Origin of the sequence: Maritalea myrionectae DSM 19524 (genome assembly GCF_000423365.1) — a bacterium.
Lineage (GTDB): Bacteria > Pseudomonadota > Alphaproteobacteria > Rhizobiales > Devosiaceae > Maritalea > Maritalea myrionectae.
The window spans coordinates 826,527-845,885 of sequence record NZ_AUHV01000002.1; the positions used below are offsets into that span (position 1 = coordinate 826,527).

Genomic DNA, 19,359 nt, shown 5'->3' on the forward strand with positions numbered 1-19,359 from the left:
GCTGGCTAGTTGAAGAACGCCGCCAGCACCAGCAGCGTGCCCAAGATCAGCGTGAGGGCAAACCAGTAAAGCGCCACGGCGCGGTCAATATCGTCCGCGTCCACATGCTCTTTGCCCTCGCCCATATAGGCCAGTTCCACTGTTTCCCCATCATAATCGCGCGGGCCGCCCAGTTTGACGCCGAGGGCGCCGCCCATAGCCGCTTCCGGCCAGCCTGCGTTTGGCGATTTGTGCCATTTCGCATCCCGTTGCACCGACCGCCAGGCCGCTTTTGCGTCAAACCCCTCTTTGAATTTCGCAGCCACGGTGAAGAAAAAAGCAGTGATCCGCGCTGGCACAAAGTTGGCCCAATCATCGAGCTTGGCGCTGGCATAGCCGAAGTCCTTAAAGCGCTCGTTCTTGTGGCCCACCATGGAATCGGCCGTGTTGATCATTTTATAAAGTGCAATGCCCGGCAGGCCAAAAAGCATCAGATAGAAAATCGGCGCGACCACACCATCTGAGGCATTCTCGGCCAAGGATTCCACCGCACCGCGGGCCACCCCGTCTTCATCCAAATCATCCGGATCGCGCCCAACAATGTGGGACACGGCTTCGCGGCCTTCATCCAACGAGCTGCGCAGGCCCTCAGCCACGGCTTTCACCGCGCGGCCCAGTTCCTTTTGTGCGATCAGGGTGCTGGCGAAGAAGATTTCAAAAATCCAACCGAAAGGGGCGCTGCGAGTGATGGCAATGATGATCAGGCTGATCAGCAAGGTTGCCGCCAATGCCAACCCGATCATTGCATATCCATTTTGCCGCCGTCTTTGCTCGGGCAACTCCGGGTGATTGCCGCGCTCTTCCAAAATGGTAATGAGTTTGCCCATCCACATCACCGGATGCCCAATTGCATCTAGCAACTGCCGGGGATAACCCACCATTCGTTCCAACAGCATGGCGAGAAAGGCAATGGCAAAGCTCATGATCAATTTCCTATAATGTCATGTCGCGCGGCGTGGCGAACAGGCTGATTAGCTTGTCGCCATCAATGTGGCGTTCAATATGATCGGCAAATCCGTCTAAAATCTGGTCAATGCGGGCTTCATATTCAAGGTCGGTGCTCATCATGGCTCCGAGATTTTGCAAAAAGGCGCGGCGGAACTGGTCGCTGGCGAACAAACCATGCAGATAAGTGCCCATGATCCGGCCACTGCGCGCCATCGCCCCGTCCGTTTCATTACCAATCTGGCTAAAGGGCCGCGCCCGATCAGGTCCCTGCGTTTCGCCCATATGCATATGGTAGCCGCGCATGGTTTGTTGGGACGCTAAATGGAGAGCTTCCTCTTCGCGCAGCTGCTTCTGGCTGGCCATGGTGGTTTCAATATCCAGCAGGCCAAGCCCATCGATTGAGCGCGGCGTGCCTTCGACACCCTCTGGGTCATATATTTTTCTGCCCAGCATTTGATAGCCACCACACAAGCCCAGCACAGCGCCGCCCGCGCGGGCATGGGCGAGAATATCAATGTCCCACCCTTGGGCTTTCAGCGCTTCAAAGTCAGCGATGGTGGCTTTGGAACCGGGCAACAAAATCAAATCGGCGTCGCGGGGCAGCGGATTGCCGGGCTGCACGATCTCGACGCTCACATTGGTTTCCTGCCGCAGCGGGTCCAGATCGTCAAAATTGGAAATACGCGGCAGGCGGGGCACGACAATTTTCAACCCATCGCGCTTCACCAGTTCCGCATCATCCAGCGCCAGCGCATCTTCGGGCGGCAGCAATTTTGCATCGGCATAGAAGGGCAGCGGGCCAAAACAGGGTCGCTTGGTGTGCGTTTCGATAAAGGTTTTGCCCTCTTCAAAGAGCGATGGATCGCCATGGAATTTGTTGATCAGGCTCGCCTTGATCAGGGCAACATCTTCCGGCTGTGCAACAGCAAATGTGCCAACGATTGACGCGATCACGCCGCCGCGGTGAATATCACCGATCAATGTCACGGGCAGATCGAGCGCTTGAGCAAAGCCAAAATTGGCGATGTCGCTGTCGCGCAAATTCACTTCGGAGGCGCTGCCCGCGCCTTCGACCAAAACAAAATCATAGGTTGCGCTCAGTTCCTGAAAGGCTTTGATGGCTTCGGGCAAATATTCAATACGGCGTTTGAAATATTCTCGTGCACTCATGGACGCAACGCGCCGGCCGCGCACGACCACTTGCGCACCCGTTTCATGCTCCGGCTTGAGCAACACCGGATTCATCGCCGTGGTGGGCGCAATTTTCGCGGCGCGGGCTTGCAGGGCTTGAGCACGGCCAATCTCACCACCATCAGCGGTCACCGCCGCATTGTTGGACATGTTTTGGGGCTTGAAGGGTGCTACGGAAAAGCCGCGATTGTGCAACAGGCGACAAAGCCCGGCGACCACAAGGCTTTTGCCCACATCCGAGCCGGTGCCCATAAACATCATGCTTTTGGCCGTCACGCGCCGCTACTCCCGCACATCAATGATGTGGGCATAGGAGCCCAAAATACGGTTGCGATGCAAGCCCATTTGCCCCACCGCATTGGCTTCCGCATCGCTGGCGCGGAACAGGGCATCGCCTTCGCGTTTCAGCTCGGTCGAATAGTGAAATTCATGGCCGAGCAAATCGCTTGGCCAAGGCAGGATGCTCTTATGGCTCAGGCGGCGATAACCCAATTGACGACGAGGTCGGTTGATTGCGGTTTGCAGCGGCAGCAAGCCTGTCATTTCAAAACTGTTGCCGGATTTGTCCGTCAGGCTTTCGCCCAGCACCATATAGCCGCCGCACTCGCCATAGATCAGCGCATTGCGTTCTGCTGCTTGGTGCATGCCCTGTTTGAAGTGCTGTGCATTGGCCAACAAGGCCCCATGTAGTTCCGGATAGCCGCCGGGCAGAAATACCGCATCGGCATCATCGGCAGGAGCTTCATCAGCAAGCGGCGAGAAGAAATGCAATTGGGCGCCTTGCGCCTGCCAATCGGCCAGCAAGTGCGGATAGAGAAAGGCAAACGCCGCGTCGCTGGCAATTGCAATCTTTTGACCCAATGGGGCCAGTTTGGGACCCGACTGTGTCGCGAGGATAGGTTTGGCCAACTGCAACAGCCCATCCAGATCCAACCGTTTTTTCACCTCACTGATGGCGAGCGCCGCCACGGTTCGGCTTTTGGCGAAATCCTCCGGCAAGGTCAGCCCCAGATGGCGTGAGGGAATGTCCAGTTCTGCATTGCGGCGCAAGGCGCCCAACACTTCGATGTCCAGCTTGGCGAGTGCTGATTTCAGCATTTTCTCATGCTTGTCGCTCGCGACACGGTTGAGGATCACCCCGGCTACATCAATATCCGTGCGCAAATTTTGAAAGCCATACACAAGGGCCGCGATGGATTGTGCCATGGAGCCACAATCCACTACCAACACAACTGGCAATTGCAGATTTTTCGCCAGATCGGCAGTGGAGCCTTTGCCGCTGGCGGACCCGTCAAACAGCCCCATCACCCCTTCGACCAGCACCAAATCTTGGCCGCCGGCTTGCTGGCTCAACAGGCTGCGCTGGCGCGATTGGCTCATGGCCCATGGGTCGAGATTGATGGCGCTTTGGCCAGTGGCAAGGCCATGCACCTGCCCGTCAATATAATCCGGTCCGGTTTTGGCTGAGGCGACTTTCATGCCCCGCTCCTTCAGCGCGCCCAAAAGCGCGGTGGTGAGCAAGGTTTTGCCGGAGCCGGATTGGGTGGCGGCGATGATCAATCCTTTGGCCATTAATCCTTGTCCTGCCAGTTCAGAATCTTTGCGTAATCAACCACGGGTCCCACTACTACAATGGCGGGGGTGGGCACCTCGTTTTGCTGCACAAATTCGCCTGCTTCACCAAGTTGGGTGACCATCAGGCTTTGGTGCGGCAAGGTGGCGTTGGAGACAATGCCCACCTTGTCATGCGGGTTGCGCCCACCTTCCACCAGCTTTTGCGCGATCGATGGCAAATGTTTGACCGCCATATACATCACGATGACGGGGGCCGCTGTGGCCACCGCATGCCAATCCACCGCTTGCGGCACATTGCCTGATTCATCATGCCCGGTGAGGAAAATCACGGCTTGATTGGTATCGCGGTGGGTGGCGGGAATGCCCGCATAAGCCAGCCCGCCAATGCCTGCGGTAATGCCCGGCACGATGCGGAATTTCGCGCCTGCATTATATAGCGTTTCACTTTCTTCGCCGCCGCGACCAAACATAAACGGGTCGCCGCCCTTAAGGCGCAGCACGCGCTTATTTTGTTTGGCCCATTCGATCAGCTTGAGCGAAATGTCATTTTGCTTCGGCGATGGTTTGCCGCCCCGCTTGCCCGCATAGTGCAATTCAGCCTGTGGGTTGGCGTAGGTGAGAATTTCTTCTCCCACCAGCGCGTCATAGACGATTACATCGGCTTGGCCGAGGGCATAAAAGGCGTGGAGCGACATCAGGCCTGGATCGCCCGGCCCTGCGCCGACTAGCCACACACTGCCTGGTGCAAAATGCGGAAAAGCACGGGAATCGAGCCGCGCAAAATGATCCTGTTTTTTGCCAAAGAGGTGCTTAAACCAATTCCGCATTTAATTAGCCCTTTGCCTTTAAAGGTGCGTGACCTATAGAGAATATATGGTTGCGTCCACACAAGATAGCGTCAATGAAAAAGGTACGGCCCTGAAACGCGGCTGGACAACCGGCGCGTGCGCCACGGCAGCCACCAGCGCGGCGCTTTATGGCCTGTTTTCCGACGCGTTTAAAGACCCCGTTCAAATCACCCTGCCCGGCGGCCAAACGCCTGACTTTGCCCTCGCTGCCGAAGAACGCGGCGATGATTTTGCCATGTGCGGCATTGTGAAAGATGCGGGCGATGACCCGGATGTGACCCATGGCGCGATGGTGCGCGCGACGGTGCGGCAACTGCCCGACGGCAGTGGCGTTCAGTTTAAGGCGGGCAAAGGCGTTGGCATGGTGACCAAACCCGGCCTGCCCATTCCGCCCGGCGAACCCGCGATCAACCCGGTGCCGCGCAAGATGATGATTGAGCATTGCGAAAAAATCTGCGCGAAATTGGGCCAGCGGGCCGACATTGAAATCACGATCAGCGTGGACAATGGCGAAGCGCTGGCGCAGCAAACCTGGAACCCGCGTTTGGGCATTGTCGGTGGCCTCTCCATCTTGGGTACCACGGGCATTGTTGTGCCCTTTTCCTGCGCGGCATGGATTCACTCGATCCATCGCGGCATTGATGTGGCGCGGGCGGAAGGGCTGACCCATGTGGTCGGCTCCACCGGCGATGCCTCGGAAAAGGCGGCACAGAAACACCTTGGCCTGCCGTTGCAAGCCTATTTGGATATGGGCGATTTTGCCGGCGGTCTGCTGAAATATCTTAAAGCCAACCCCGTGCCCAACCTCACCATTTGTGGCGGGTTTGCCAAAATCACCAAGCTCGCGGAAGGCCATCTGGATTTGCATTCAGGCCGCTCCCAAGTTGGTTTTGATTGGTTGGCCGAACAGGCGCAAAGCCTTGGTGCCGATGAGGCTTTGTGCGATGAAATTCGCGGCGCCAACACGGCGAAACATGTGTTGGAACTGTGTGCGGAAGCGGACATCGATATTGCGGAGCGTATTGCAGTTTTGGCCGCGGCAGTTGCCCAGCGTGTGCTGCGGAACAAAGATATCCATGTCAGCGTTTTGGTGACAGACCGAAAAGGCGTTATAATCGCTCAAAGCTAACACCAAACGGGAGGCAGGTTTATGCGCATTTTGATTTTTGGCGGCACGGGCGAAGCGATTGATTTGGCCAACGCGCTGGTGCGCCAGGACCATGAAGTCACCACCTCCCTTGCCGGGGTTACCCGCAAGCCGCGCCTGCCGAACGGGCATGTGCATCGCGGTGGTTTTGGCGGCGTGGACGGGCTTAAGGATTATATTGGCCGCAATGATTTTCAACTGATGATTGATGCGACCCATGCCTTTGCCGCTACCATGTCGAACCATATTGTCGAGGCATGCGAACAACTGAACAAGAGCCATTTGCGCCTGACGCGGCAACCGTGGCGTGCGGGGCCGGATGATCAGTGGCAGCATGTGGAAAATTTGGCCCAAGCAGCTGAGCGATTGCCCGAAGGTGCCAACGCCTTGGTGACCATTGGGCGTCAACATATTGAACCCTTTGTGCTGCGCGAGGATTGCCACATTGTGCTGCGCGCCATTGAGCATCCTGAAATGGTGTTGCCCGCGCGCGTGACTGTGATGCTGGAGCGACCGCCCTTCAGCCTTGAAGGCGAGAAAGAACTGATGCGCCGCTATGAGATCAGCCATCTGGTGACCAAAAATGCCGGTGGCGATCAGACGGTGGCGAAACTTGAAGCCGCGCGGCAATTGGGCGTTGAAGTGATCATGATCGAGCGCCCCGCCCTGCCCACGGCACCGGAAGTGTTTTCGGTTGACGGCGCGGTGAAGTTTGTGGCCGATCATTCCGCCTCTGCCGCCTGACTTTTAGCTTTTTTGCGGTCCTTCTTTTTGCCCTTGTTGCGCAGCACATGGGCAAAGTCGGCTGAATAAAGCTCGCTATCTTTAAAGCCTTTGGCATCGAACACACGGCCCACAAAAATCAACGCGGTGCGGGTAATTTTCGCGGCCCGCACATCAGCGCGCATCTCTTTTAGCGTGGTTTGGATGATCTGTTCGTCCGGCCATGTGGCGCGGTAAATCACCACTACGGGGCAATCGTCACCATAATAGGGGCTGAGTGTTTCTTCGATATATTTGAGATTGCGGATGGAGAGATGGATCGCCAAGGTTGCGCGTGATTGGCCCAAAATCTCCAGCGTTTCATGCTCGGGCATGGACGAGGCCTTGCCGCTGGTGCGGGTGACAATCACGGTCTGTGCAATCTCGGGCAAGGTCAGCTCGGTTTTCAACCGCGCCGCCGCCCCTGCGAAGGCCGGCACGCCGGGCACAACTTCATAATCAATGCCCATTTCATCCAGCCGCCGCATCTGTTCGGCAATGGCGCCATAAAGCGAAGGATCGCCCGAATGCACCCGCGCCACATCCAAGCCATCGGCATCCGCCTTTTGAATTTCTTCAATGATCTGATCCAGATGCATGGGCGCGGTGTCCATCACCAAGGCATCGCTCGGCGCGGCTTCGACAATTTCAGTGGGCACCAGTGAGCCTGCAAAGAGGCAAACTTTGCAGTTTTCGATCAATTTCAGTCCGCGTACGGTGATCAAATCAGGCGCGCCGGGGCCTGCGCCGATAAAATAGACAGTCATTGTGCGGCCTCTTTTGCTGCTTTTTTGGCGTATCCGCGCGGGGTATAGGCGACCCGTTCGCCGGAACCGCGCACAAAGCTTTTGGATTGAGAAGACCCGAACAGCACGATGGTGAGCATGTCGATTTCTTCCGGGTTGAACTCGGCCAATGTGACCACACGCACCTTTTCCGCCGGCCGACCAAGGTTGGAGGCGATGATCACGGGGGTGTCGTCTGGCCGCTCGGCGAGGAACTTCTCCTTCGCGATTTCGATCAGATCGGTGCGGCGCATGGAGCGTGGATTGTAAAAGGCGGTGACAAAATCGCCGGTCGCTGCCGCGTCCAGCCGCTTCAAAATATCTTCGCGCGGGGTCAGCAAATCTGACAGCGAAATGCAACAGAAATCATGGCCGATCAACGCGCCAGACTTGGCCGCTGCTGCCTGGAAGGCGGAAATGCCGGGGCAGGTTTCAATCGCCACGCGCTTTGCTGCATCGGAGATGGCACGGTCGCCTTCGGCCACCAGCAATTCATAGATCAGCGCGCCCATGGCAAAGATGTTCGCATCGCCAGAGCAGATCAGTGCCACATCGCGGCCGGTGCCTGCCAGCTCCAACGCGTGACGCACGCGCAATTCTTCCTCGCCCAAATCGAACCGATGTTCGGTTTGGTGAGTTTTGGCGTCGGCCGCCAAATCCAGATAGAGGCCATAGCCAACCCAATCACTTGCTACCCGCAAGGCGCGGTCTGCTTCTGGCGTGCGCAAAGTGGCGGTGCCCGGCCCCAATCCAACAAGATAAACTGTGCCCAAAGCGCGACCTAGAAGCTGCGGATCGATCACCTCGTCGGCGATGCCAATGGCGCAGGTGGCTTGTTTGTTCTTTTGCTTCTCGACCAGCAAAGACCCGGCTTTCAACGCGGCGGCTTCGGCCACGGAGGGGGTGCCCACTTCCTGCTCCACAATGACGGAAGGGTTCGGCACACGCTCGCGCTCCGCCGCCAATTCTTCTGCGGTGAAGATGCGTAAGGGCACACCGAAATGGGCGGCGGCTTGCTGCAAGCCCACCTCATCCGCTTTCAAGTCGATGCTGGCCAGTGCCGCAATGGCTTTGGGGTGCAGCTTGTTGGCTTTGAGCGTTGATTTGATCAGGTCAATGATTTTGTCTGCCGGACAATGACGCTCACATCCCACGCCGACCACCAGCTTTTGCGGCACATAATGCGGCGCATCCTGCTCTTCACGATGGTGGATATGGGCGAGCAATTGCACCTCGCCTGCGGGATCATGGGCCGGATGTTTGGCCAGCCAATCGGCTTCGCCCTTGATGTGGAATTTTGCCCCCGCCAACAAAGACGCCATGGCCCGCTTGGCGGATTTGGGATTGACCAAGGTCCAGCCGAACGGCACCTCATCCAGCCCGGCACCAAAGATGTTTTCGCTCGCCGTGGTGATCGCCGCATGGGCGTTCAAGTCCCGCGCAAGATCGTTGGCCAATTGATTGGCGCCATGGTGCCCGCCCAAGAGCGGCACAATGCTTTTGCCATCGCTGGACACCGCCAGCACCGGTGGATCGGTCTTTTTATCGGCCAAAAACGGGGCGAGAAAGCGGATCAGGATCGCTGCCGCGCAGATACCAATGATGGGACGTCCCTGCTGAAAGCCCCGCTCGACAGCGGCGCGGGCCGGGTCCATCTCGCCTTTTTTATAAGGCTGTGCTTCAACAGAAAGCGCGGTCGCGATTTTCTCAGCGACCTCATTGCCGCTTTCCGAGAAAGAAATCACCAATGGCGGGTTTTGGCTTAGTTGCCCCATGCTTCGTCGCCTTTATAGCTGAGGATAATCGAAAAGTAGGGCCGTTCTCCCTGCGGGTAGTCGGCCAGTTTGGTGATTTTTTGCGCATCGCGGGTGGCATATTCCACAACCATCGCACTGTCGCCGTGCCCGGTTTTGTTGAGCGCATCGCGCACCCGGTCAAAATGGCGGCCGATCTTGATCAGCGCCACGGCTTCGCTGGCCGCTAGTTCAGTTTCCAGCGCGGCGCTTTCCATGGGTGCAGGCAGCACTTTTAAGCGCTCATTGCGCGCGGCAAGGGGCCGTTTGATTTCAGCGGCGGCGGCGGTCAATGAGGTGATGCCGGGAATGATTTCGATTTGCGCGTCGGGCAAGCGGTGCAACAAATACATGGCCGAGCCATAAAAGAGCGGATCGCCCTCGCACAGATAGCCAATATTTTGCCCGGCAGCCAATTTGGGTGCGAGTTGTTCCGCCATTTGATCATAGGCCGCTTGCGCCGGACCACGGTCCACCGCCATCGGCACGTCAAAAGCAAAATGCTCGACGCCATTACTCAAATGCATTTCGGCAATGGTGAGGCTTTGCGAAATGGTGCCCGGCTTTTGCGGATAGGCCACGCCATCCAGCGCACTCAACACACGCGCGGCTTTCAGGGTCAATAATTCAGGATCGCCCGGCCCGGTGCCGATCAAATATAGCGTGCCGCTCATTCATCTGCCTTTTTCACGATGGACCATTGGGTCACGGTCATTTTGGGGCGCAGCACTTTATGGGCGCCAACATGGTCGAGATGGGAGACATCAATTCGGGCCAAGTCACCGCCTTTTTGCTCCAAACGCTGCATCAGCGCGGCCTCGCCGTCCAACGTCACCGCATTGGCGACAAAGCGGCCACCGGGTTTAAGCGCCGCCCAAAGCGCGTCAAACAATTCAGTGTTGCCCACATCGCCGCCCATAAAAATCGCGTCCGGCATTGGCGGCGCTTCGTTCAAATGCGCCAGCGCTTCGCCCTCCACGATCGTAAGGCCGGGTGTGCCCAACGACTCCCTGTTCTTTTTGATCATTTCGATGCGGGCGGTACTTTTCTCAAAAGCCGTGGCCGTGGCGCGGGGGGCGGCGCGCATCCACTCAATGCCGACAGAACCAGACCCAGCGCCAATGTCCCACAAATGTTGGCCCATCAGCGGCACCAGCTTGGCCAGACTGGCGGCGCGCACTTCGCGCTTGGTCAATTGACCGTCGGACACAAATGCGCTGTCCGGCAAACCCGGCAAGGGGGGCAACAACGCTGCATCCTCATCCGCAACGCAGTCAATGGCGACGGTGTTGAGGTTGCCAATGCCGCGGCTTTCATAGGCGTTGGCGGTGAACTCCACCTTGCTTTCGGTGTCGCCACCCATGGCGTTCAGAATAGTCATTTGGCTTTGGCCAAATTTGCGTTTCACCAACAATTTGGCAATGGCCTCAATGGTGGTCGCATCGCTGGTAAGGGCCAAAATCCGGTTGCCCGGCACAATATGCGCATTGAGCAGTTCAACGGGGCGGCCATGCACCGAGACGCAGGCAGTGTTTTGCAGCGGCCATTTCATCCGGGCGGCGGCCAGGGAAAAAGCCGAAGGTGCGGGATGGATTTCAAATTCGTCCAAGGGGATATATCGGGTGAGCGTGGCGCCAATGCCGTACCAGGTGGGGTCGCCCGTGGCCAAAATCACGGTCTTTTTGCCGCTGAACGACAGGATTTGCTCGATCATATTGTCGAGCGGTGCTTGCCATTCCACATAGCGCGGATCATCGCCGCGCAATTTCGGCAGGCTGCGGGGTGGGCCAACCACAATTTCGGCGTCGTCGACCAGCTGCTGCTGTTCGCTATTGAGTGACGCCAATCCCTTGGCGGTGACGCCCACCACATCTAACCATTTGCTCATTGTTGCTGCCCTCCCAATGCAATCGCGTTCATCGCGGCGCTGGCCATGGCCGAGCCGCCGCGTCTGCCCGTTACGGTGATATAGGGCACACTAACACGGGTTTGGGTGAGTGCATCTTTCGATTCTGCCGCCCCAACAAAGCCAACGGGTGTGGCGATGATGGCGGCAGGGTGCATGTGCCCGGCCTCAACCATCTCAATCACCTTAAACAAGGTGGTCGGTGCGTTGCCGATCACAATGATTGCCCCGTCTGCCGCGTCGCCCCACAGCTCAACCTGTGCTGCCGAACGGGTTGTGCCAAGCTCCTTGGCCAGCGCTGGTGTGCGCTCATCGTTGAGGCAGCACTGCGCCTGACTGGTCTTTGCGCTCACGGCAGTTTCGCTTCGCTCAACGCCTCCGCGGGGGCGGGCAAAAAGTTGCCCGGCGGCACTTGTGCCGCTCGGCGCATCATCAGAAGATGCTCCGCCTCTGGGCAAGAACCGTTTGGTGATGCCGGAGCGGACCATTTCGCAGTCGCATAGGATGGGTTTGCCTGCGGCAAGCGCCGCCTGCCCGGCCTTCATCACGTCGCCGCGAAAGGCAATATCCTGCGTCAAATCCACCATGCCGCACGCATGGATCATGCGCACCACGACAGGCCGCAAAGAAGGCGGGTACTGATCCAGCGCCGCCTCCTTTTCGATGATCTTAAAGCTCATTTCATAAATAGCTTTAGGGTCACGCAAATAGTCCATCAGGACCCCTTTTTCTCCATGGTTTTCGGACCCAATGGATGGTCCTTAAACGGATAAGGGTGGTGATGGTGATCATGATGATGGTGGTGCCCATCGCCATGGTCATGTGAATGACCGTGATCATGATCGTGGTCATGCTTATGCACCGGGGTGAAAGGCAGCCCGTGCTTTTTGCAGAACTCTTCATCACGACAGGATGCATCGCAATCGCCATTGCAGGGGCAATCTTCCATGCCGCCGCCAATGCCTTCCACATGGTGGTGATGGCTTTCTTGCGCTTGACCCACTTCGGCTTCAAACCCCAAAACCTGCTCGCGATATTTGCACATCTGGCAGTTCATATTGTTTTCGCCGTCCACCACTTCGCGGATGCGATCGATAAAGGTTTCCACCACCATGTCATGGTCGTTCAAATAGCCCGCTTTGATAAATTCAATATCGGGATGTTCGGCAGCCACTTCATCGGTATATTTGTAAATCCGCTTCACCAGCACGCCGGTGAATAGGAAATAGGGAAACACAACGATCCGTTTATAGCCCAGCTTTGCCGCATGTTGCAGCGCCGGGGCGGTGAGCGGGAATGTGACACCGGAATAGGCCACTTCGGCCCAGCCAAAGCCCATACCTTCCCACAACATGCGCATCACTTTTGCCACATTGGAGTTGGCATCCGGGTCAGAGGCCCCCCGACCCACAACCACAAGCAGGGTTTCTTCGCGCGGCACATCGCCACCTGCTTGTTCCAAGGCTTCTTCAATGCGGGCGCCAGCTGCACGGATCATTTTCAAATCCACGCCAAGCTCGCGGCCATAGATGACCTCCATGTCAGGGTTTTGCGCCTGATAGGTATTGAGCACCGATGGAATATCGTTTTTCGCATGGCCCGCGGCAAACAACATGCCCGGCACAGCGATCACTTTTTTCACACCCTGCTCTTTGAGCTGATTGAGGCCGTGATGGATTACCGGATCGGCAAATTCCAAATAGCCATATTCAACCGGCACATCGCCCAAGCGTTGTTTCAAACGATCTTTAAGGTGCGCGAATTCATCCACGGCCAGCTTGTTACGGCTGCCATGGCCACACAGCATCACCGCTGTGTCTTTATCCAATTTCAATTGTGCCATTATTTGTTGCCGCGGCGGGCAAGAGCAACAACACCGATAAATGCCAAAAATACGATGACGGGAATAGCGCCATACGCCATCAGATCCGCCAATGTGTGCGTGTGACCGCTCACCACTTCAGTGTGCCCAGGGTGCGCCAATGCAAGACTTGGCAAAAGTGCAAAAATGGAAGCTAGGATATATTTCATTGTTCTACCTCTTCGGTTTTTTGAATCGTGAGAGGCAGAGTTCGCAAAAAACCAACATCGAGCAGCTCCGGGCTTGGCCCCCTGTTTGGGTCAGCCGCACCAGAATCGCTTTCAGTTCCTTTAATTGGAACGCTGCAGGAAAAGTTTTAGGCGCTCGCGTACCACCCGTCAACAACCGCCATTTCGTTAGATAAATTTTTATCTATTTCGCCTGATAATATTTAAAGCAGGTCCTGCATAGTGGCAGGATAGTCGGTAGCTTCAGGATTATCGGGGTAAAGTTGTTTAGTCGTTTCTTGACATTTTTAGGCGTGAGAGCAGAAGACCATCATTTGGTGCGTCCGGCGTTGTTAAGGTCGCTCGCCATCACGCTTATTGCGCTGGTCGCCGCAGAAATAATGACGTGGCTGTTCTATTTTGGCGCGCCATGGCAAGAAATGGCGAACGTTCTGCGCATTACCGGGATTATTACACCGACCGTTGCGGTGCCGCTGATCTTTTATTTGTCCTGGCAGCGGATCAAACTCAACAAATTGAGCGTGCAATTGGCGCGCCTGGCCAGCACGGATGAGCTATCTGGCTTGCTCAATCGCACCAGTTTTATTGAGGCGATGAGTGACCGGATTATGCACCCCACAACACCCGACGGCCGTGGCGCATTTCTATATATTGACGCAGACCATTTCAAAAAACTGAATGATGATTTTGGCCATGCTGCCGGCGACGAGGCCATCAGCTTTATCGGCAAAGTGATCAATCAAAATATTCGCGAAACAGATTTGGCTGGTCGGCTGGGTGGCGAAGAATTTGGCGTCTATCTAAGTGGCGGCAATTCAAGCCTTGCGCGTTCTATTTCTGAAAATATTCGCCAAGACATTACGCACTTAAAGTTTGACGACCACAAACATCGCTACACGCTAACCGTGTCCATCGGCATTGCCACACATAGGGCTGGTGAAATGCCCTCTGAGTTTATGAAAATTGCAGATAAGAATCTTTATCTCGCCAAAAGCAATGGCAGGAACTGCATCGCAGCCTAGCGATCTAACCCTGCAGTTCAAAGAACTGTTCAGCCAGCGGTGCCCAGCTCTCTACTGGCAATTCCTTGTAAAAATCATGGCCATATTCGGCCACCTCATATCGTTCCACTTGCGCTTCTTTGTGCCAATCGGGCTTGGGCTGATAATCATCATGCTGGCCGAAAAGACAAAGAGACGGCACCTTGAAGTGGCTGGCCGTTAGATGCCGCAGACGGGTTGAAGAGACAAACAATTGTGCTTCAAAAATCTGCACCACACTGTTGGCCATTGCGCCCACCGTGCCGCCAGCGCTGTAGCCCACCAAAAGAGATGGCACATCAATTTGAGCAATCAAGCGCTCTGCCGCATCAATGGCTGCGCCGCCCTCAAAAAGGGTTTGGTGCAATTCTTCCGCAGGCAAGTCCGGTTTGCCGGCCAACTCGGGCAGAGAGAAGCGCTTGTGTGACAGATTATATTTCGCAGCCAAAAAGCCAGCTAAACAATGGTCCATATCTGGCCCATTATGAATATCAGAAATTGAAACAAGTGCGGTCATGAACGCCCTTACTGCTTGTGATGTTTAGTGCTGCGTTTGGCACTGATCATGGTCAGACAGCACCTGCAAGATTCGGCAATCCGCCACCTGTCCATGATCACAGCTTTTCAGCATGGCGGTCAATTCGGTTTCCAATGCCTGTAGCTTTTTAATCCGCTTTTTCACATCATTGAGGTGCTTTTCGGTAATCTTATCCAGGTCAACGCAGGGCGCCGTTGGATGATTAGACATGCGAATGAATTCTCGAATCGCGTCGATAGAAAAGCCTAAATCACGGGCATGAGCGATCATGGATAGCCGCTCAAGCGCAGATGGGGGATATCGGCGCTGACCACCCGCAGTGCGGCCCGGCGGATCCAGAAGTGCTATTTCTTCATAATAGCGAATGGTGGGCACTTTCACATCGCACTGTTTTGACAATTGCCCGATCGAATATTCTTTCATCGCATCCACTCCAATACCTCCAAAGACTAGAGCATTTTACCTCGACCGATTCAAGTGGATTAGAAGTCGGCTGCCATTTCAATCAGCTTGCTTATCGTGCGCCGATTTCGGACGGTTAGCGCCGTGCCGATTTTCTTTTCAAAGTTTAGATTGGCGACTTTGGAGCGGGCAGATCCGTTTCCATAGTAAAAGAAGAATTCGTTGCCGCTTTGTGCGACCAGCTCACCCTCAGCCAACAAAACTTCCAATACAGCCAGCGCATCAGTATTTGGATTTTGCCGCGCAAATCCCGTCATCATGAACTTTTGTTCGCGACCCTCCCGATCAAAAGGATAAGCCGTATGCGCGGCTTCCAGTTCGGGCAAGGTGCGCAAGATGATTTGGCTTGAAAATCCAAACTCTTTTTCAAATGCTGGCTCCAATCTTTGTGCCAGATCGTGGACCTGTTCATCAGAGTGAAACACCAAATTGCCAGACTGAATGTAGTGTTTTGTTTTTTCGCCACCTTGCCGGTTGAGAAACGCAACTAAATCGGCCATCTTAATTTTATGACTGCCGCCCACATTTAAGCCACGAAACAACGCAATATAGATCATCAAGCCATCCAATTTCTGAAAGTAGACTATGTCACACGCTGTACGGGAAATCGACAACACCATCAACACGCCGCATCTTGCAGATTGGCCTCACCCAATCAAAGGCGTGGTGTTTGATATGGATGGATTGTTGCTGGACACAGAACGGCTTTACAAACAAGCCATGACAGACATCTGCACAGAATGGGACCTTGAAATGAGCGATGAGATTTTTATCTCGCTTGTCGGTATTCCGAGCAACAAAAGTGCAGAAATCTATTATCGGCACTATGGCGACAACTTTGACGTTGATGCCTTTAACACGCTCTGTTTCGAACGCATCACGGCCATGTGCGAAATCGCGGTCCCGCTTAAAGTTGGCGCGTTGATGCTGGTGGAGCAATTGAGCGCACGGAATGTGCCCATGGCGGTTGCCACTTCAACCGGGCGCGATATGGCGCACAATTTTCTGGATCGCGCGGGTTTGAAGCCCCACTTTGATCATATTGTAACGCGGCATGATGTGACCCATGGGAAGCCAAATCCAGAGCCGTTTTTGACCGCGGCCAAACGATTGGAGCTGGCACCGGAAAACTGCATTGCTTTTGAAGATTCCCACAATGGGGTTCGCGCTGCACATGGCGCGGGCATGGCCACTGTTATGGTGCCGGATATTTTGCAGCCGATCGATGAAATCGCCCAACGTTGCGCCGCGATTATGCCATCGCTTTTGCATTTTAAGACTGAACTGGATCATTTTTTTGCGCCAGTTGAGGCAAAATAAAAGGGCCGCCAAAGCGACCCTTTTTTGATTTGTTTCCAGTCCCTACATCTGACTTGGCAGGAACAAAGACAGGGCTGGGATACCCACCAACAAAGCTAGCCGGATAATATCGGCGATCCAGAAAGGGGTAACCCCTTTAAAGATCGTGCCCGTGGTCACGTCGCCAACAACATTTTTCAAAATGAACACGTTGAGCCCAACCGGTGGTGTGATCAAACTTATCTCTGTCACCACAACCACAACCACGCCGAACCAAACCGGGTCAAAACCCAACCCGATCACGAGCGGGAAGAAGATCGGCACGGTGAGCAACAGCATGGACAGACTTTCGAAAATCATGCCCAAGAAGATATAGATCATCAAGATCACGGCCATCACCATCCATGGGGCCAAGTTCAATGTCGCAATCATATCGCGCAAGCCTTCGGTCAGCCCCGCAACATTGACAAAGTTGGAAAAGATCCACGCCCCGATCAACACACTGAACAAAGAGGCAGTGGTTACGGCCGTTTCTTTGAGCACCTCGCTCACCGCCTTGAAGTTCAGATTGCCCCGGAACAGTGCGATCAAAAATGCGCCTGCGGCGCCCATGCCTGCGGCTTCAGTTGGTGAGAAGGTCAAGTAAATCGGCCAAACATTAAGCACACCATAGAGCCCGCCAATGACCAAGAAGAACAGCAACAGCACAGCCCAAACGCCGCGCAGTGCCGCGAAGCGCCCTGCCCAGTTGGTGCGTTCACCCGCAGGTCCGGCCTCAGGATTGCGGCCAACCGTGAAGCGAACAGCCAGAATATAGAATAGGATGCCCAAGACGCCTGGAATGATGCCGGCGATGAACAGCTTGCCAATCGAAGTTTCAGTCAACAAGCCATAAATGACCAGGATCACCGATGGCGGGATCAAAATACCCAAGGTGCCGCCCGCCGCGATGGACGCGGTGGAGAGGCTATCGGCGTAGCCATATTTACGCATTTGTGGCATGGCCACTTTCGACATGGTGGCTGCTGTGGCCAATGATGACCCGCAAATCGCCGCGAAACCACCGCATGCCACAATGGTTGCCATGGCCAAGCCGCCGCGCAAATGCCCCAAAAAGGCATAGGAAACCTGATAAAGCTCGCGCGAAATACCGCCTTTATTGACGAATAGGCCCATGAGAATAAAGAGCGGGATGACGGACAGGCCATAATCCTGCGAGGTGTCAATGATCAAGCGAGAGACCATGGACAAGGCGCCACGGAAACTTGTTTCGTACATATAGCCGGCCATGCCGACCAACCCCATGGCAAAGGCGATGGGCATGCGCAGCAATACCAGCACCAGAACAATGCCAAATCCAATAGCGGCTTCAATCATTTGACGGCTCCAAGAGTTGCGGGGCAATCAAGACGATCAGACCCCGGACCAGCAAAACAATCGCTGTAATAAAAGTCATGATCGCGATAAACCACTCGATATAAAATTGCGGCAAAGCGAGATATTCCGTGACATCACCATATGAGCGGGCCCGCTCGGCCAAAACGACCACTTGACGTGCAGGCCAGATCAGCATCGCGCCACAGGCGAGATTGACCAGGCCATCGCGAATGCGCGCGGCCCAAGCATTGGTGAAAAATGAGTCGGTTAGGTCCACCACGATATGATCTTGCTGGCCGGAGATAATCGGCAACATCAAAAATACAATGATGGCCATAAACCACCTTGTGAGCTCTGTTGCGGCTTCAAATGGTGCGTTAAACGCTGACCGCATCATCACATCAGCAAAGATCATCACCATCAAGGCAAAGAGCACGATGGATGCCAAAGCGATAGGCAACTTGGAGAGCTGCCGAAAGAGTTTTAAAGCAGATTGCATGTGTTTTCCTAAGCACCTAGTGGGGTGGCGCAGGACCCATTGGCCCCGCGCCTGTTTGTCTTAGGGATGCGCTATTGCGCAGCCATTTCGGCTTTCACCATTTCGTACGCAGCTTCTGCGTCGATGCCTGCGGCGTTCAGCTCAGCCAAAACCTGCTTGGTGATCAGGTCTGCATATTGACCATAAAGCATTTGGTCTTGCTCTGACGCAACGGTGATGGTGTTGCTTTCGGCCGCCACGGTCGCTTCACGACCAATGCGGTCGATCTCGTCCCAAGCTTGACCCAGCATACGGCTGGCTGGCTCACCAAACACTTTTTCGTCCAACGCTTTTTGCAAATCTTCAGGCAAGCTGTCGAAAGTTTCCTGGCTCATCAAGAAGGCGAAAGACCCGCGGTAGAAACCACCTGGCATTTCGTACACATTCTCAGCCACTTCGGTCAGCTTGAAGCCAACACGACCCTCGTAAGGCATCGCCACGGCATCGGCCGCATCTGAAGCAAGTGTTTCGTAAACCTTAGGCGCAGGCACCTGAATGCCGATCATGCCAAGCTCGCGACCAATATCGCTGGCCACACCACCGGGCAAACGTGTTTTCAAGCCATCCAAGTCTGCAATTGAAGTCACTTCTTTGTTGGAGTGAATCTGGCCGGGGCCGTGGGTTGATAGACCCATCACTTTCACGCCGCGGTGCTCATCCAAGGCAGCGAGGTGCTCTTCATATACACGCCAATAAGCGACTGAAGCAGCTTCCGCATTGCCTTCATAACCTGGCAATTCAATCAGCTTTGTACCCACAAAGCGACCCGGCTGATAGCCGTGGAAGATGATGGTCATGTCCGCTGCACCATCCATCACCAAATCCATTTGGGCTGGTGGTGGGGCAAGGCCCAATTTCACTTCGGCAGTTACTTTGCCATCAGTGGCTTCCTCGATCATTTCGATCAGGCCCGGCCACATCAACGCGTTAATACCGTGATTAGGTCCAGTCCAGCTTGAAATGGTGAGGTTATAGTCAGCCGCCCAAGCAGCGGTGCTGGTCGACATGGCAACTGCTGCAGCTGCAGCAAGTTTGATAAATTTGTTCATTTCTTCCTCCCTA

At 55.2% G+C, this 19,359-nt stretch carries 21 protein-coding genes; 4 read left to right on the forward strand and 17 right to left on the reverse strand.

What is annotated here, in order from left to right; translation table 11 throughout:
- Positions 1-5 precede the first annotated feature (5 nt).
- Genes cbiB through cobA form a run of 4 tightly spaced genes read right to left on the reverse strand, consistent with a single transcriptional unit; the run spans position 6 to position 4,580 of the window.
- A complete protein-coding gene (gene cbiB / locus G549_RS0104335) occupies positions 6-962 on the reverse strand; it encodes an adenosylcobinamide-phosphate synthase CbiB (RefSeq protein ID WP_027833988.1) in 957 nt (318 codons plus the stop codon).
- Between the two features lie 10 nt (positions 963-972).
- Complete coding sequence (locus G549_RS0104340; RefSeq protein WP_027833989.1) at positions 973-2,454, reverse strand: cobyric acid synthase; 1,482 nt, start codon at positions 2,452-2,454, stop codon at positions 973-975.
- A 6-nt stretch (positions 2,455-2,460) separates the two neighbouring features.
- Positions 2,461-3,750, reverse strand: a complete 1,290-nt coding sequence (locus G549_RS0104345) for a cobyrinic acid a,c-diamide synthase CobB (protein WP_027833990.1) — start codon at positions 3,748-3,750, stop codon at positions 2,461-2,463.
- Positions 3,750-4,580 carry a uroporphyrinogen-III C-methyltransferase gene (gene cobA, locus G549_RS0104350; protein ID WP_027833991.1) on the reverse strand — a complete coding sequence of 277 codons (831 nt, stop codon included), beginning with the start codon at positions 4,578-4,580 and terminating at the stop codon, positions 3,750-3,752. Before cobA ends, G549_RS0104345 begins: the two co-directional genes overlap by 1 nt.
- Positions 4,581-4,626: 46 nt before the next feature.
- Between cobA and G549_RS0104355 the strand changes: the two genes are divergently transcribed.
- Positions 4,627-5,730 carry a cobalt-precorrin-5B (C(1))-methyltransferase gene (locus G549_RS0104355; protein WP_027833992.1) on the forward strand — a complete coding sequence of 368 codons (1,104 nt, stop codon included), beginning with the start codon at positions 4,627-4,629 and terminating at the stop codon, positions 5,728-5,730.
- Positions 5,731-5,751: 21 nt separating this feature from the next.
- Positions 5,752-6,492 (forward strand): cobalt-precorrin-6A reductase, encoded by a 741-nt coding sequence (locus G549_RS0104360; protein WP_027833993.1) that lies wholly within the window; start codon positions 5,752-5,754, stop codon positions 6,490-6,492.
- Here the strand turns inward: G549_RS0104360 and cobM are convergent.
- Genes cobM through G549_RS0104395 form a run of 7 tightly spaced genes read right to left on the reverse strand, consistent with a single transcriptional unit; the run spans position 6,471 to position 13,025 of the window.
- A complete protein-coding gene (gene cobM, locus G549_RS0104365; protein ID WP_027833994.1) occupies positions 6,471-7,277 on the reverse strand; it encodes a precorrin-4 C(11)-methyltransferase in 807 nt (268 codons plus the stop codon). The genes G549_RS0104360 and cobM overlap by 22 nt on opposite strands.
- A complete protein-coding gene (locus tag G549_RS0104370) occupies positions 7,274-9,070 on the reverse strand; it encodes a bifunctional cobalt-precorrin 5A hydrolase/precorrin-3B C(17)-methyltransferase (protein ID WP_027833995.1) in 1,797 nt (598 codons plus the stop codon). The genes cobM and G549_RS0104370 overlap by 4 nt, the downstream gene beginning before the upstream one ends.
- Positions 9,058-9,762, reverse strand: coding sequence for a precorrin-2 C(20)-methyltransferase (gene cobI, locus G549_RS0104375; RefSeq protein ID WP_027833996.1), 705 nt, complete (start codon positions 9,760-9,762; stop codon positions 9,058-9,060). Before cobI ends, G549_RS0104370 begins: the two co-directional genes overlap by 13 nt.
- Positions 9,759-10,976, reverse strand: coding sequence for a precorrin-6y C5,15-methyltransferase (decarboxylating) subunit CbiE (gene cbiE / locus G549_RS0104380; RefSeq protein ID WP_027833997.1), 1,218 nt, complete (start codon positions 10,974-10,976; stop codon positions 9,759-9,761). The genes cobI and cbiE overlap by 4 nt, the downstream gene beginning before the upstream one ends.
- Positions 10,973-11,710: a precorrin-8X methylmutase gene (locus tag G549_RS0104385; RefSeq protein WP_036220972.1), complete on the reverse strand. Its 738-nt coding sequence runs from the start codon at positions 11,708-11,710 to the stop codon at positions 10,973-10,975. The genes cbiE and G549_RS0104385 overlap by 4 nt, the downstream gene beginning before the upstream one ends.
- Complete coding sequence (locus G549_RS0104390) at positions 11,710-12,837, reverse strand: sirohydrochlorin chelatase (RefSeq protein WP_027833999.1); 1,128 nt, start codon at positions 12,835-12,837, stop codon at positions 11,710-11,712. Before G549_RS0104390 ends, G549_RS0104385 begins: the two co-directional genes overlap by 1 nt.
- Positions 12,837-13,025 carry a DUF6732 family protein gene (locus G549_RS0104395; RefSeq protein WP_027834000.1) on the reverse strand — a complete coding sequence of 63 codons (189 nt, stop codon included), beginning with the start codon at positions 13,023-13,025 and terminating at the stop codon, positions 12,837-12,839. Before G549_RS0104395 ends, G549_RS0104390 begins: the two co-directional genes overlap by 1 nt.
- A 296-nt stretch (positions 13,026-13,321) precedes the next feature.
- Between G549_RS0104395 and G549_RS19025 the strand changes: the two genes are divergently transcribed.
- Positions 13,322-14,065, forward strand: coding sequence for a GGDEF domain-containing protein (locus G549_RS19025; RefSeq protein ID WP_169449603.1), 744 nt, complete (start codon positions 13,322-13,324; stop codon positions 14,063-14,065).
- Positions 14,066-14,069: 4 nt separating this feature from the next.
- On the opposite strand, the gene G549_RS0104405 is transcribed toward G549_RS19025, so the two are convergent.
- The 3 genes from G549_RS0104405 to G549_RS0104415 are packed head-to-tail and all read right to left on the reverse strand — an operon-like array spanning position 14,070 to position 15,640.
- Positions 14,070-14,600, reverse strand: coding sequence for a hypothetical protein (locus tag G549_RS0104405; protein ID WP_036220975.1), 531 nt, complete (start codon positions 14,598-14,600; stop codon positions 14,070-14,072).
- 24 nt (positions 14,601-14,624) lie between these two features.
- The gene (locus G549_RS0104410; protein ID WP_036220977.1) at positions 14,625-15,044 is read right to left on the reverse strand and encodes a MerR family transcriptional regulator; all 420 of its coding nucleotides are present in this window, start codon (positions 15,042-15,044) and stop codon (positions 14,625-14,627) included.
- A gap of 59 nt (positions 15,045-15,103) precedes the next feature.
- A complete protein-coding gene (locus tag G549_RS0104415) occupies positions 15,104-15,640 on the reverse strand; it encodes a DUF1697 domain-containing protein (RefSeq protein ID WP_027834003.1) in 537 nt (178 codons plus the stop codon).
- Between the two features lie 28 nt (positions 15,641-15,668).
- Between G549_RS0104415 and G549_RS0104420 the strand changes: the two genes are divergently transcribed.
- On the forward strand, positions 15,669-16,403 hold the full coding sequence (locus G549_RS0104420) for an HAD family hydrolase (RefSeq protein WP_084633970.1): 735 nt from the start codon (positions 15,669-15,671) through the stop codon (positions 16,401-16,403).
- 42 nt (positions 16,404-16,445) lie between these two features.
- Here the strand turns inward: G549_RS0104420 and G549_RS0104425 are convergent, their stop codons facing one another.
- The 3 genes from G549_RS0104425 to G549_RS0104435 all read right to left on the reverse strand — a co-directional run bounded on the left by G549_RS0104425 (position 16,446) and on the right by G549_RS0104435 (position 19,346).
- Positions 16,446-17,759: a TRAP transporter large permease gene (locus tag G549_RS0104425; protein ID WP_027834005.1), complete on the reverse strand. Its 1,314-nt coding sequence runs from the start codon at positions 17,757-17,759 to the stop codon at positions 16,446-16,448.
- The gene (locus G549_RS0104430) at positions 17,752-18,258 is read right to left on the reverse strand and encodes a TRAP transporter small permease (protein ID WP_027834006.1); all 507 of its coding nucleotides are present in this window, start codon (positions 18,256-18,258) and stop codon (positions 17,752-17,754) included. Before G549_RS0104430 ends, G549_RS0104425 begins: the two co-directional genes overlap by 8 nt.
- 71 nt (positions 18,259-18,329) lie before the next feature.
- Positions 18,330-19,346: a TRAP transporter substrate-binding protein gene (locus G549_RS0104435; protein WP_027834007.1), complete on the reverse strand. Its 1,017-nt coding sequence runs from the start codon at positions 19,344-19,346 to the stop codon at positions 18,330-18,332.
- Between the last annotated feature and the right edge of the window lie 13 nt (positions 19,347-19,359).

Bases quoted from the DNA above. Each gene is read 5' to 3' on its own strand.
- cbiB (WP_027833988.1), bottom strand. From the start codon at position 962: ATGAGCTTTGCCATTGCCTTTCTCGCCATGCTGTTGGAACGAATGGTG.
- G549_RS0104345 (WP_027833990.1), bottom strand. From the start codon at position 3,750: ATGGCCAAAGGATTGATCATCGCCGCCACCCAATCCGGCTCCGGCAAA.
- cobA (WP_027833991.1), bottom strand. From the start codon at position 4,580: ATGCGGAATTGGTTTAAGCACCTCTTTGGCAAAAAACAGGATCATTTT.
- G549_RS0104355 (WP_027833992.1), top strand. From the start codon at position 4,627: ATGGTTGCGTCCACACAAGATAGCGTCAATGAAAAAGGTACGGCCCTG.
- G549_RS0104360 (WP_027833993.1), top strand. From the start codon at position 5,752: ATGCGCATTTTGATTTTTGGCGGCACGGGCGAAGCGATTGATTTGGCC.
- cobM (WP_027833994.1), bottom strand. From the start codon at position 7,277: ATGACTGTCTATTTTATCGGCGCAGGCCCCGGCGCGCCTGATTTGATC.
- G549_RS0104370 (WP_027833995.1), bottom strand. From the start codon at position 9,070: ATGGGGCAACTAAGCCAAAACCCGCCATTGGTGATTTCTTTCTCGGAA.
- cobI (WP_027833996.1), bottom strand. From the start codon at position 9,762: ATGAGCGGCACGCTATATTTGATCGGCACCGGGCCGGGCGATCCTGAA.
- cbiE (WP_027833997.1), bottom strand. From the start codon at position 10,976: ATGAGCAAATGGTTAGATGTGGTGGGCGTCACCGCCAAGGGATTGGCG.
- G549_RS0104385 (WP_036220972.1), bottom strand. From the start codon at position 11,710: ATGGACTATTTGCGTGACCCTAAAGCTATTTATGAAATGAGCTTTAAG.
- G549_RS0104390 (WP_027833999.1), bottom strand. From the start codon at position 12,837: ATGGCACAATTGAAATTGGATAAAGACACAGCGGTGATGCTGTGTGGC.
- G549_RS0104395 (WP_027834000.1), bottom strand. From the start codon at position 13,025: ATGAAATATATCCTAGCTTCCATTTTTGCACTTTTGCCAAGTCTTGCA.
- G549_RS0104405 (WP_036220975.1), bottom strand. From the start codon at position 14,600: ATGACCGCACTTGTTTCAATTTCTGATATTCATAATGGGCCAGATATG.
- G549_RS0104410 (WP_036220977.1), bottom strand. From the start codon at position 15,044: ATGAAAGAATATTCGATCGGGCAATTGTCAAAACAGTGCGATGTGAAA.
- G549_RS0104415 (WP_027834003.1), bottom strand. From the start codon at position 15,640: ATGATCTATATTGCGTTGTTTCGTGGCTTAAATGTGGGCGGCAGTCAT.
- G549_RS0104420 (WP_084633970.1), top strand. From the start codon at position 15,669: ATGTCACACGCTGTACGGGAAATCGACAACACCATCAACACGCCGCAT.
- G549_RS0104425 (WP_027834005.1), bottom strand. From the start codon at position 17,759: ATGATTGAAGCCGCTATTGGATTTGGCATTGTTCTGGTGCTGGTATTG.
- G549_RS0104430 (WP_027834006.1), bottom strand. From the start codon at position 18,258: ATGCAATCTGCTTTAAAACTCTTTCGGCAGCTCTCCAAGTTGCCTATC.
- G549_RS0104435 (WP_027834007.1), bottom strand. From the start codon at position 19,346: ATGAACAAATTTATCAAACTTGCTGCAGCTGCAGCAGTTGCCATGTCG.